At 57.4% G+C, this 12,257-nt stretch carries 12 protein-coding genes and 1 pseudogene; 9 read left to right on the top strand and 4 right to left on the bottom strand.

The annotated features are described in order from the left end of the window. Positions 1-12: 12 nt before the first annotated feature. Both ACWKV5_RS28620 and ACWKV5_RS28615 read right to left on the bottom strand, forming a co-directional pair. A pseudogene (locus tag ACWKV5_RS28620) lies at positions 13-253 on the bottom strand (transposase); the annotation flags it as partial. Positions 254-476: 223 nt separating this feature from the next. Beyond that, positions 477-1,580 (bottom strand): tetratricopeptide repeat protein, encoded by a 1,104-nt coding sequence (locus ACWKV5_RS28615; protein ID WP_483843991.1) that lies wholly within the window; start codon positions 1,578-1,580, stop codon positions 477-479. A gap of 79 nt (positions 1,581-1,659) precedes the next feature. On the opposite strand from ACWKV5_RS28615, the gene alaE reads away from it, so the two are divergent. Beyond that, positions 1,660-2,121, top strand: coding sequence for an L-alanine exporter AlaE (gene alaE / locus ACWKV5_RS28610; protein WP_483843990.1), 462 nt, complete (start codon positions 1,660-1,662; stop codon positions 2,119-2,121). Positions 2,122-2,143: 22 nt separating this feature from the next. Here the strand turns inward: alaE and ACWKV5_RS28605 are convergent, their stop codons facing one another. Then, entirely contained in the window at positions 2,144-2,962 is an 819-nt protein-coding gene (locus tag ACWKV5_RS28605) for an alpha/beta fold hydrolase (RefSeq protein ID WP_483843989.1), read from the bottom strand. Between the two features lie 220 nt (positions 2,963-3,182). Between ACWKV5_RS28605 and ACWKV5_RS28600 the strand changes: the two genes are divergently transcribed. Then, a complete protein-coding gene (locus ACWKV5_RS28600; RefSeq protein WP_483843988.1) occupies positions 3,183-3,737 on the top strand; it encodes a YdeI/OmpD-associated family protein in 555 nt (184 codons plus the stop codon). A 142-nt stretch (positions 3,738-3,879) separates the two neighbouring features. Further along, entirely contained in the window at positions 3,880-5,019 is a 1,140-nt protein-coding gene (locus ACWKV5_RS28595) for an aminotransferase class V-fold PLP-dependent enzyme (protein ID WP_483843987.1), read from the top strand. A gap of 53 nt (positions 5,020-5,072) precedes the next feature. Here the strand turns inward: ACWKV5_RS28595 and ACWKV5_RS28590 are convergent, their stop codons facing one another. Further along, positions 5,073-6,206, bottom strand: a complete 1,134-nt coding sequence (locus ACWKV5_RS28590; protein WP_483844015.1) for an MFS transporter — start codon at positions 6,204-6,206, stop codon at positions 5,073-5,075. A 195-nt stretch (positions 6,207-6,401) separates the two neighbouring features. Between ACWKV5_RS28590 and ACWKV5_RS28585 the strand changes: the two genes are divergently transcribed. The 6 genes from ACWKV5_RS28585 to ACWKV5_RS28560 all read left to right on the top strand — a co-directional run. Then, complete coding sequence (locus ACWKV5_RS28585) at positions 6,402-7,295, top strand: LysR family transcriptional regulator (RefSeq protein ID WP_483843986.1); 894 nt, start codon at positions 6,402-6,404, stop codon at positions 7,293-7,295. 196 nt (positions 7,296-7,491) lie between these two features. Then, on the top strand, positions 7,492-8,583 hold the full coding sequence (psrA, locus tag ACWKV5_RS28580) for an iron-containing alcohol dehydrogenase PsrA (RefSeq protein WP_483843985.1): 1,092 nt from the start codon (positions 7,492-7,494) through the stop codon (positions 8,581-8,583). 126 nt (positions 8,584-8,709) lie between these two features. Beyond that, the gene (locus ACWKV5_RS28575; RefSeq protein WP_483843984.1) at positions 8,710-10,005 is read left to right on the top strand and encodes an MFS transporter; all 1,296 of its coding nucleotides are present in this window, start codon (positions 8,710-8,712) and stop codon (positions 10,003-10,005) included. Positions 10,006-10,059: 54 nt separating this feature from the next. Beyond that, positions 10,060-10,932, top strand: a complete 873-nt coding sequence (locus ACWKV5_RS28570) for a LysR substrate-binding domain-containing protein (RefSeq protein ID WP_483843983.1) — start codon at positions 10,060-10,062, stop codon at positions 10,930-10,932. Positions 10,933-11,018: 86 nt separating this feature from the next. Then, the gene (gene phnX / locus ACWKV5_RS28565) at positions 11,019-11,846 is read left to right on the top strand and encodes a phosphonoacetaldehyde hydrolase (RefSeq protein WP_483843982.1); all 828 of its coding nucleotides are present in this window, start codon (positions 11,019-11,021) and stop codon (positions 11,844-11,846) included. Positions 11,847-11,919: 73 nt separating this feature from the next. Then, positions 11,920-12,257, top strand: a 338-nt coding sequence (locus ACWKV5_RS28560) for an aldehyde dehydrogenase family protein (RefSeq protein ID WP_483843981.1), incomplete at its 3' end; no start/stop codon positions are given.

Raw genomic sequence — 12,257 nt, 5'->3', positions numbered from 1 at the left:
ACGGTACGCCACCCAGCGATACGCCAGCTTCAAGTGGGCGTCTTCGCATAACCCCCGCTCTGAGCGGATGCCGTAGCATGCGGATCATCAATTCAGGATCAATCGGGCTGTAGAAGTCGGGCAAGGCGATGGCGCAAATCTCTCAGTCGCGACACCGATCAATGCTGCGCAGAAGGTGATCGGCGGGGATGTGATCTTCAAGGTTGAACGAGTAATACAGCCTTTTCTGTCCACTCGATAACTGCCCCATCATGCTGCGTGCTTCCCTGCTGGCCAATGCAGCGATTTTGCCGCAGGCCAGACAGGCGAGCTACTTTTTCAACAGAATCGGTCGTTTTCTGCCTTTCACAAATGCGCGCAATCGGCCGAAACCAGATGCCTGTAACTCTTTCTCCACCGAAACACAGGCATTTGCGCGATCACTGTTTGTATATGTCCGCCAGTAGGCTAGCGCTTGGCTGCGCGGCCGTCGCTTCTTACTGTTCGCTTACCAGATCACCTTGCAGTCCCCTGAGACCCGCCGGGCTTGAGTAGAGGCTTTCAAAAGCCAATGTCTCAGCCAGTTGCTGTGGCGAAAGCGTTTTCTCTTCCTTCTCAAGCTGAATGCGCATGGGGTCTGCAATATCGCTCGGCAGCGTCTGTTTGAGCGCCACACGCAATAATCCGCAAGCCTTGAGCTTGTTACGCTGGATGCCCTGCCCATTATCGAGATGAACGGCGAGGGAAATCAGCGCCACAGCGTTTCCTTGAGTGGCCGCCTGCAACAACCAGCGATTCGCCAATGGATAGTTCACTGGTACATCACCGCCACTACTGTAGAGGTAGCCGAGGACGTACTGGGCGTTGACCCGGCCCTGATCGGCAGCGCGCGTATACCAATGCAATGCGGCGGGTAGATCTTTTGGGGTACCAGTGCCATGTAAAGTGGCCGCTCCCAACAGTTCGAATGCAAGGCTATCGCCGGCATTGGCCGCCTGGGTGAGCAATTTCACAGCGTATTGAGGGTCTGCTGGGACCCCTTTACCAAAGAAATAGAGAGTACCGAGTAGCGTCAGAGCCTCGGCATCGCCTTGAGCGACTGCCTTGCTAGCCCAGTTGAAAGCCTGCTGGTCGTTTGCCTCAACGCCGTTACCTTGGTAATAAAGGGTAGCGAGCTGTCGTTGAGCTTTGGCATGACCTTGCTCTGCAGCCTTGCTGAACCATGTCTCAGCGTGGGCATAGTCCCTCGGCATATCCAGGCCCGCAATACTTGCAACACCCATATAGTATTGGGCGTCTGCGTTCCCGTGATCGGCCGACTCAATTATCCACTGAAGACCCTTTGGTCGATCAACGTCGATACCTCGACCGTAGTATTGAATGATGCCGAGCTTGTACTGCGCGACACGGTCGCCTTTTTCTGCTGCGCGTAAGTACCAGTCTGCGGCTTTGCCGGGGTTGCGGCCAACTATCAGGCCCTCCTCATAGACTGAGGCGATCAAGACAGTGAGGCTGTAAGGGCTTCGCCACAACGTGACAACGAAGGAAACAAGCAGAAATGCCACGAGGCTGAGGAATAGAGCAAACAAAGACCGGCGCAATTTCGAGTCCGTTCATGAAAGGAGAGCTGGAAGTGTATCGATGCCCGCTTTTTGTTCAAACCATGAAAGGAGATGTGATGTGCTTCAGCGCCTGCAACAGCCAATGCGTCGGACTGCGTTTTTTGCGGACACAACGGCGCTGATCCTGTTTTTCACGACCACCGGCATCATCAACGAACGTTTCATTGCCGGCATGACGTGGGATCAGGTTCTTCATGCTCGCCTTCTGGGAGCAGCCCTGATGATTCCAGTCGCGAGACCTTACGGCCTATGGCGGGATTGGTTAATGAGACGAGCCTGTGAGAGCACGATTTCCAGGTTGCTATGGGACAGTATTGCCCTCGTCAGTTTCCAGGTGCCCATCTACGCAGCGATCATTGCCTTCAGTGGTGCATCGGGAGGCGGCCTGGTGCGCGGCACTCTCGGTGCGGCCTTGATAATGCTCTTTCTGGGACGACCTTATGGAGTGTTCCTTAACGGGGTAAGGAAGCTGTTTGGTTTGCCTCCGGGTGGCGATAAGCCAATGTCGCTGAACAGCTGAGTGATCGCAATCGGCTGTGGATTCAACCGGTCGGCGCAACAGGTTGGATAAATCGTGCAGCGGGCTCTTCATCGCCATGCGGCTGGCAGAGGAATTCGCGTATCGCTTCGGCGGTTTGCCTGGCGCTGGTCACCACGAAAAAATGCCCCTCGCCCGGCAGGACGTGAAGTTCGGCACGGCGAATGGTGCGGCGCAGGATATGCGCGTTGTACAGCCGCACCAGCGTGTCGCGTTCACCGGTGAGGATCAGCGTGCGCTGGCGTAGTCGTGACAGCCGCAGCAAGCTCGTCCAGCCGACCAGTGCGGTGAGCTGGTGGTAATAGGTTCGCGGGTTGGCCGTCAGCATGCCGTTTACCACACCGAAGCGCAGCAGCGTCTGTATCGAATTGCGCGAGCCTTCTTGCTTCCCCGGTTTGGCACTTTTGCGCCTGCCAAAAAAATCCAGGATGTCGCCGGGCTTCACCAGCATGGCCGGGCCGGCCGAGGTCGCCGCGAGGATCAGCCGGCGCACCATGCCCGGGTAACGCAGGACGAATTCTTGCGCCAATGCGCCGCCCCAACTCACGCCGAACACATCGACCTGCTCGATTCCCAATTGCTTGAGCATCTCGGCGATCAGGTCGGCATGGCGCGGCAGACGCATCGGCCAGCGGGGCATTTGCGATTTGCCGACCCCGGGCACGTCCAACGTAATGGTCTTGTAGCCCACCAGTTCATTGCGCAGGGGATCGAAGGTACGGATCAAACCACCCAGGCCGTTGAGTAATAGCAGCGGTGAGCCGTGGCCGCGGATTGAAACGTTCAGCTGCAAGTCTTTAATGGTTAATTTGCGCGTTGTCATGGTTTCCACCTTCGCCTACCCGCTGTTAAGACCGCGTCTGACGTTGGCGGTGCAAAAAAGCGTGACATCCGCAGCCGCTGGACAGACTAGTGGCTAATAGGTAGCGTCGACTTTCTTCACTGAACTGTTACCGCGGTTGGGCTCGGCGTCATCAATTGCGTTTAAAACCGGCAGTGATGTCGGCAGAGAATAGTCCGGCTTATTAGTTGGAGGAGTTGCAATGACAACAGTCGATGTGAAACCCCGATTCGAAGCAAAGCTTCTTCGTCCAGCAAAGCCTGGTGATGACACGTCGTGGGCGTTTGTAGTACTGCCAAGAGAAGCAAGTGAACAGCTTCCGAGGCGAGGAAGGACGACAGTTGAAGGCACCATCAATGGGCACCACTTCCAGGCAACCCTTGAGCCGGATGGTCAGCTGAGCCATTGGCTGCAGGTCAGTAGAGCGTTACTCGAAGCCGCAGGCGCAACCGCTGGGGACATCGTTACACTAGAGCTAGCCCCGGTGAAAAAGGAACCCGAGCCTGACATCCCCGCAGATTTTCAGGAGGCACTGGCAGCTACTCCTGAAGCTCGAAAAGTCTGGAACACTACGACGACCATCGCACGCGTGGACTGGATACACTGGATTACTTCAGCCAAGCAACTCAAGACGCGCGCAAAACGAATTGGTGATGCCTGCGATATGCTTGCGTCCGGCAAGAAGCACGTTTGCTGTTTCGACCCGTCCGGCTACTACAGTAAAGCGTTCCGTGCGCCCGAGGCGGATAGTTTTTAAATGGGGCATTACGTGGAATACGCGCCCCTGATGCTGCCGTCCGCTCGACAGAAGCCGCCATTCAATCCCGAGCAATCTTGTCATTTGCCAAGGCTTAAGGCAGGGTCGATACCACTGAGATTTCTGCCAAAGGAGTCACCTTATGTCAAAGCTATATCCCAGTATCGATCCTGAGGGGCTGGTCGAGTATTCAGTGGTCTACACCGACCGCTCGCTCAACCACATGTCGCAGTCATTTCAAGACGTGATGAAGAACATTTCCAGGACCCTGAAACAGGTCTACAACGCCCAGGCGGTTGCGGTGGTCCCGGGCAGCGGCACATTCGGCATGGAAGCGGTGGCGCGACAGTTTGCCACCGACCAGCAATGCCTGGTGATACGCAACGGCTGGTTCAGTTATCGCTGGAGCCAGATCCTTGAGATGGGCAACATCCCGGCGGCCACCACAGTGCTCAAAGCCCGACCGGTCGAAACGGGTCGCCAGGCGGCCTACGCCCCACCTCCTCTGGACGAAGTGCTGGCAGCCATTGCGGCGCAGAAGCCGCAGATTGTCTTCGCCCCCCACGTTGAAACCTCATCCGGGATTATCCTGCCCGACGACTACCTGCGGGCCGTCGGCGACGCCGTGCATGCGGTAGGTGGCCTGTTCGTGCTGGACTGCATCGCCTCAGGCACGCTGTGGGTTGATATGCACAAATGCGCTGTCGACCTGCTGATCAGCGCACCGCAGAAAGGCTGGAGCGCCTCCCCTTGCTGCGCCCTGGTGATGTTCAGTGCTTTGGCCCTCGAGCGCATCGAACAGACGCAGAGCAGCAGCTTCGCCTGCGACCTGAAAAAGTGGCTGCAGATCATGCAGGCCTACGAACAGGGCGGCCATGCCTACCATGCGACCATGCCCAGCGATTCCCTCGCGCGGTTCAACGAAGTGATGAAAGAGACGCAGGCCTACGGTTTCGACAAGGTCCGCGGGGAACAACAGGCGCTGGGCGATCGGGTGCGCGCAATGTTGACCGGCAAAGGCATCAAAAGCGTAGCCGCAGCCGGCTTTCAGGCCCCTGGCGTAGTGGTGAGCTACACCGATGATGCCGACATCAAGAGCGGCAAGAAATTTGCCAACCACGGCCTGCAGATCGCCGCCGGAGTGCCGTTGCAATGCGACGAGCCAGCTGACTTCCAGACCTTCCGCATCGGTCTGTTCGGACTCGAAAAGCTGCACAATATCGAGCGCACGGTCAGCACTCTGGAGCAGGCACTGGACGAGGTGATGCCCGAATCGCCGTGAGCATTCGTCAGCGTTGGGCGTTGTGGTGGGTGCGCTGCGCTATCAATGCTGAATTACCAGGCATCATGACGCCGCAGCGATATTCGCGAGGTGAAAAAGGCCGTCACTGCGGCGAGCACCAGCAAGATAGCGCTTGCGAGAAAGGTCATGCGATAGCCGCTCCCGTCGAACAACAGCCCGCCGAGGGTAGAGCCCAGCGCAATGGATAGCTGAATGACCGCCACCATCAGGCCGCCACCGGCTTCAGCATCCTTGGGCAACGCCCTGGCCAACCACGACCACCACCCCACAGGTGCCGCCGTCGCGATCAGGCCCCACAGCCCAAGTAATACAAAAGCAGCCACGACTCCACCGCCAAGGACAATCAAGGACAGCGCAATGGCGGCCATCAAGAGAGGAATGCTGACCAGGACGCGGTACATGCCGGTTTTCAGAAAAGTGCCGATCAGGAGGGTCCCTACAAAACCCGCCACGCCGATGACCAGCAGGATCATCGACAACAGGGAGACATCTACACCCGTGACGCTTTCCAGAAACGGGCGCAGATAGGTGAACAATACAAACTGCCCCATGAAGAAAATGCCCACACTCAACATGCCGAAAAGGACCAATCGGCTCTTGAACAATCGAAAGACATTGCCCGCTCCCGCTTTGCGCGGCGCCGCCATGGCTGGCAGGCTGATCCACTGCCAGATCAACGCGATGATCGCTACCGGAATCAGGCAGAAAAAAGCCCCCCGCCAACCGATGACACTCCCCAGATAGCTTCCCAGTGGCGCGGCCACTACGGTTGCCAAAGCATTACCGCCGTTGAAGATTGCCAGAGCCTTGGGCACGCTACGGGACGGTACCAGGCGCATGGCCATTGCCGCCGACATCGACCAGAACCCACCGATCACCACGCCGATCAGCGCACGACCCATCATGTACACCGTATAGTTTGGCGCCAGACCGACCACCAGCCCCGACACGCACATAATCCCGGTCAGTAGCAGCAACAGCGTCTTGCGGTCCATTGCGCCTGCAAGCCTAGAAATCGACAGGCTTGTCAGCACCGCGAAGGCGCCGGAGATGGCGATCCCATACCCGGCCAGTCCTTCACTGATGTTCAGATCCGATGCTATCGGCGTAAGCAAACTGACGGGCATGAACTCTGAGGCGATCAGCGCGAATACGCACAGCGTCATCGCAAAGATGCCACTCCAGTAAGCCGGGAGCTCCCCAGTCCCCGGCGTGCCGAGGGCATCACCTGTCGGGGTGTCGAATACAGGTGTCTCGCTCATCATCGGTACTCCGCTCCAGATAGGTGACAGAGCTTGACGGATTCGAGATACCTTGATTAGTAGGTGTAATCTTCATGTAGTTTTGAGAAAAACTCAGCAATGGCCCATACCAAAGTCAACGATCTCCAAGCATTTCTGGCAGTGGCGCGCGATCAAAGCTTTACCAAAGCCGCCGCCAAACTGGGCATTACGCCTTCTGCGCTGAGCCATACGATCCGCGCGCTTGAACAAAGACTGGGAATACGACTGCTGGCCCGCACGACACGCAATGTGTCGCCGACAGAGGCTGGAGAACGATTGATGCGCTCGATCGCCCCGCTTTTTGATCAGATCGCCGTCGAGATTGAAGCCTTGAGCGAATTACGGGACACGCCCAGTGGCACGATTCGTATTTCCTGCACTGACGATCAGATTGAATTGTGCATTCGGCCGATGCTTGCAGGCTTCTTGAAGAATTACCCGGATATCACCCTGGAGTTCTACGTCGACTATGGATTCACTAACGTGGTCGAGGAACGCTTCGATGCCGGCATTCGCCTGGGCGAATCGATCAGCAAGGACATGATCGCGGTTCGCATCGGACCGGACTGGCGGTTGGCGGTGGTGGGCTCTCCAGCCTATTTCGAACGCAACCCGGCACCCACAACCCCCTATGAGCTGACCGGGCATGACTGCGTGAATATCCGACACAGGCCATCAGGGGCGATTTACGCCTGGGAGTTTGAGCGAGATGGCCAGGCGTTTACGGTCAAGGCAGAGGGGCAACTTGTTTTCAACAGCATCATGCATGTGCTCAATGCTGCCGTTGATGGCATTGGTCTGGCCTACGTACCAGAGGAATTGGTCGCACCGTATCTGGCCGACGGCCGACTCAAAGAAGTCCTGGCCGACTGGTGCCCCAAGTTTCAGGGTTACCACTTGTATTACCCCAACAGACGCCAGACGTCTCCCGCCTTTTCTGCATTGGTGGAGGCGCTGAAATATAGAAGCTGACTCACTGCGCCTCCCCCTCTTTCGCATTCGCTTGCCCTGATCGTTCCTCCAGTCTCACCGAACCCCGTCCAGCAAAAAACCGATGTTGAGTCAGTATCGGTTCAGCCGATTGAAGCCTGCGAATTATCGATTTGAGCTGTTATTGAAGGCGCCTGAATATGGGGTCACTTCCAACAACAAAAACAAAGGACCCGCCATGATTGCCCGATTCCACAATCCAGTTGATACACGTTTCGGCTGGGGCAGCCTGCATGAGCTCGCCAACATTACTGAAAACCAGAAAGTCGCCCTTGTGACCTTTCCCGAGGCGCGTGGGCTGGGCTTGGTTGATCGCATTCAAGACCTGCTGGGCGACCGTCTGGTGTATGTGATCGAGGATGTTCAGCCTAATCCCGATGTGGCCCAGCTACGTGATACCTATGAGCGATTCTGGCAGCAGGCCGGCGAATGTCACGCGGTCATTGCAGTCGGTGGCGGTAGTGCCATCGATACCGCCAAGGCGCTGATTGTGGGTACTGAATCGGGGCACTTTGATGAATTGCTCGCGCTGCTGGCAACCGCAAAGCCCTTCGTCCCGGCGCGCAGCAAAATACTGATCGCGGCGCCCACCACGGCGGGCACCGGGAGCGAGGTGACGCCTTGGGCGACGATCTGGGATTCGGCCAGCCACAAAAAGTATTCGCTGCACCTGGAATGCACCTGGCCCAAGGTCGCCATTGTCGATCCAGAGTTGATGCTGACGGTTCCGGGAAGCGTCACAGTCTCTACGGGCCTGGACGCTCTGTCGCATGCATTGGAATCGGTCTGGAACATCAACGCCAACCCGGTTTCGGACACCTTCGCCATCTCCGCCATTGCCGACATCCTGGAATGCCTGCCGCTACTGCGTCGGGATCTCTCCAACAAGGAACTGCGTTCGCGCATGGCGTTGGCCGCGCTCAAGGCCGGGTTGGCGTTTTCCAACACCAAAACCGCCCTCGCCCATTCCATCTCCTACGAAATGACCCTGCGCTACGGCCTGCCGCACGGGATTGCCTGCTCCTTTACGTTGCCGCTGGTACTGGGCCTTGCCTGGGGCCACGACGCAGCGCGTGACCGAACCCTTCAACGAATATTCGGCAACGACCTGGACAAAGCCCAAAGTCAACTGCGTGAATTCCTGCATAGCCTGGACGTGAAAACAGAGTTTTCCGACTACGGTGTAACGGCGTCACAAGCCGAGCAAATGATCAGTTTCGCCATGCAGGGCGCGCGGGGCAAAAACTTCATCGGCTCTCAAGCTGCCTAGAGCCTGCCAGCCCAACCAAGCACTGTCAGCGGCATGACGAGCCGCGACGATTTCCTGCTGCACCCATAAAAGAGTGCACCCGCCGACACACCATCGGTGGGACCGAACAATAATAAGGAAAAGATCATGAATCGTGCCCAAACCATGCCTGCTCTGGCCGTCCAAACCGCGTCGTTTCGAGTCGCTCAATGGCGCATGCTGCTGGCGGCGATGTTCTGTTATCTGTTTTTCTACACCGGCCGACAGACGTTCGGTTTCGCCATTCCGGGGATCCAGGCCGAGTTCGGCTTTACCAAGGAACACCTTGGATGGGCATCGGCCGCAATGCTCTGGGCTTATGCCATCGGCCAGGCAATCAACGGTAATCTCGCCGATAAATTTGGTGGCCGCCGCATCATGACCGCCGGTGCCGTATTGTCCTGCGCCGCCAACTGGGTGACCAGTTTCGCAGGCAATTTTGCCGCGCTGATCCTGCCTTGGGGCATCAACGGTTATTTCCAGGCCTTGGGCTGGGCGCCGGGCAGTCGGCTGATCTCCAATTGGTGGAGTGCCGGCGAGCGCGGCAAGGTCTATGGCTTGTACGTGTTCGCCGCCGGTTGCGCCTCCGTACTGTCTTACGTGACCTCGATCGTTGTGCTTGAGGTGATGCATCTGGAGTGGCGCTGGATCTTCAGGTTACCCGTGTTGTTGATGCTGGCAGGCGGCATCATCTTCTACCTGGTGGCGCGCGAACGTCCACAGGACCTGGGCTTCGAGCCACTCGCCGATACCGGGGTCGCCAACGCCGATGACAAAAATCACGAAGTGGCCCATGGCGAAGTCGAAACCTCTGCACAACGCTACAAAGCCGTCCTGAAAAACTTTCGTTTGATCATCGCCGCGGTGTCCCTGGGTTTCCAGAACGCTGCTCGCTATGGCCTGATCGTCTGGGTACCGGTGCACTTTCTGGGGGCCAACTGGAAGAGCGGCGACAGTATGGTCGATCCGAAGTGGATCACCGTTGCCCTGCCAGTGGGCATGGCCATTGGCGCGCTCAGTAATGGCTGGATTTCGGACAAATTGTTCGGGTCCAAACGCTACCTGGCGATCATGCTCTACATGTTCCTCGGTGCAGGCACCAGCTTGTGGATGTGGACCCTTGCACCTCACAGCGCGACCGGTCTCGTGGCGTTGTTCCTTTGCGGTTTCTTCGTGTACGGCCCTGCTTCCAGCTTTTGGGCGCTGTGCCCGGACCTGGTCGGAGCAAAGCGTGCTGGCACGGCAACCGGTGTGATGAACTTCTCGTCCTATTTGTTTGCGGGCCTGGCGGAACCCTTGATCGGCAGTATGCTCGACAGTACCGGCAATACGTCGTTGATCTTCATCGTGGTCACTGCCGCGTGCCTTTGCAGCGCTGTGGTTGCGCTATTCATCAGACGTTGAATACAAGGTTCAGAGACTTGAATCAAAGGTTACGGCTCAGGAACAGGATCTTTTATGTACCAGTACCACAAGTGGTTACGTTCTTTTCATGCGGTAGCGAAGACCGGCAGTTTCACCCTTGCTGCCGAGTACCTGAGCGTCGGCCAACCGACGGTCAGCGAGCAGGTCAACGCGCTGGAAAAGAAGTTTTCCGTGGAACTGTTCCACCGTCGTGGCCGCTATATCGAAATGAGTTCGGCGGGACACAAGCTCTATGCGATCACCCAGGGCCTGTTCGGCCAAGAGGATGAAGCCGTGCAACTTTTACAAAGTTTCAAGCAACGCAAGTCCGGTATGTTGCGCCTGGGTGCAGTTTCTCCGCCCATCGCAATGAACCTGACGTACGAATTGATGCAACAACATCCGGACATCGAACTGGAGACCTCGTTTTCTCCTGAAAAGGAAACGCTGGACCGGCTCTTCAACTTCGACATCGACGTGGCAATTCTGGCGTTGTCCGAATTCGACCAGCGTTTTGATACGCAGCTTTACCGGCGCTATCCGATCATTGCCGTCGTGCGTGACGACCATCCCTGGGCCAGTCAGGAAGAAGTGCACGTTGAGCAGATCAGCAGTGAACGGTGGGTGCTTCGGGAAAAAAGCTCACGCACTCGTCAGTTGGTGGAAGAAAGCTGCAAGCGCCTCGACGTCTCGCTGAACTGTGTCATGCAGTTGAACAGTCGCGAAGCCATCGTCCACGCCATCGCCAAAGGCATCGGCATTGGTTTTGTGTCTGCCGTCGAGTACACCGAAACCCCAGGTACAAAACCGATCACGTTTGTTAATCACCCGTTTTCCATCGACTACCACCTGTGCTGCCTCGGTATTCGCAGAAACCGGCCGATGATCGCGGAGTTGTTCGACTCAAGCCCGACACCCGCTATTTAACTCTGTAACGCACTTCAACAATCGATAAGCCTACTTCTCACTGATGAGAGGGACGGCCTCCCCCTACCCAAAAGTGGAGATTCACCATGCATTACAAACAACCTGCTCAACTGCAAGCCGTGGTCCTGGACTGGGCCGGCACCGTCGTTGATTTTGGCTCATTCGCCCCTACACAAATTTTCGTCGAGGCTTTCGCCGAGTTTGGCGTGGCGGTCTCTCTGGAGGAAGCGCGCGGTCCCATGGGCATGGGTAAGTGGGACCACATCCGCACATTATGCAACCAGCCACAGATCGCAGAGCGTTACCGTGCGGTGTTTGATCGCTTGCCGACCGATGAGGACGTCACAGCGCTTTATGAGCGTTTCATGCCGCTACAAATCGAGAAGATCGCTCTGCATTCGGCGCTGATTCCTGGCGCCTTGAACGCCATCGATGCGCTGCGCGGCCAGGGTTTGAAAATTGGGTCCTGCTCAGGCTACCCGGCCATAGTCATGGCAAAAGTGATGGAGCTGGCGCGCAACAATGGCTACGTTGCCGACCACGTGGTAGCGACCGACGAAGTGCCCAATGGCCGCCCACATCCAGCCCAGGCTTTGGCTAACGTGATCGCGTTGGGGATCAGCGATGTAGCCGCTTGCGTGAAGGTCGATGACACCTGGCCGGGCATCCTCGAAGGCCGTAGTGCCGGCATGTGGACAGTCGCGTTGACGTGCTCCGGCAACGCCCTGGGCTTGACCTACGATCAGTACAAAGCGTTGCCCTCCGACAAACTGGCAGAAGAACGCACCCGCATCATCAAGATGTTTGAAGGCTCTCGCCCGCACTACCTGATCGACACCATCGTCGAGTTGCCGGCCGTCATCGAAGACATCAATGCCCGCCTGGCACGCGGTGAAACACCTCAAGGTTGCTGACTCCACCCGGCGACTGAAGTGACCGTGGTTGCCCCCGGACGGCCCCCACCCAAAACAACAAGAGAGACTCGTCATGATCTACACCCCTCCTGGCACCCCCGGTGCCCTCGTATCCTTCAAGCACCGCTACGGTAACTACATCGGCGGCGAGTTCGTCGCGCCTGTCAAAGGCCAGTACTTCACCACGACTTCGCCCGTGAATGGCCAACCGATTGCCGAATTCCCGCGCTCCACTGCCGAAGACATCGACAAGGCCCTGGACGCTGCCCACGCCGCCGCCGATGCCTGGGGCGCCACGTCCGCCCAGGCTCGTTCGCTGGTGCTGCTGAAAATTGCCGACCGCATCGAGCAGAACCTGGAACTGCTGGCAATCACCGAATCCTGGGACAACGGCAAAGCCGTTCGCGAAAC

This window comes from Pseudomonas oplopanacis, assembly GCF_057128725.1.
The sequence above is the reverse complement of the archived record's forward strand: the minus strand, read 5'-3'. Positions and strand labels throughout refer to the sequence as shown.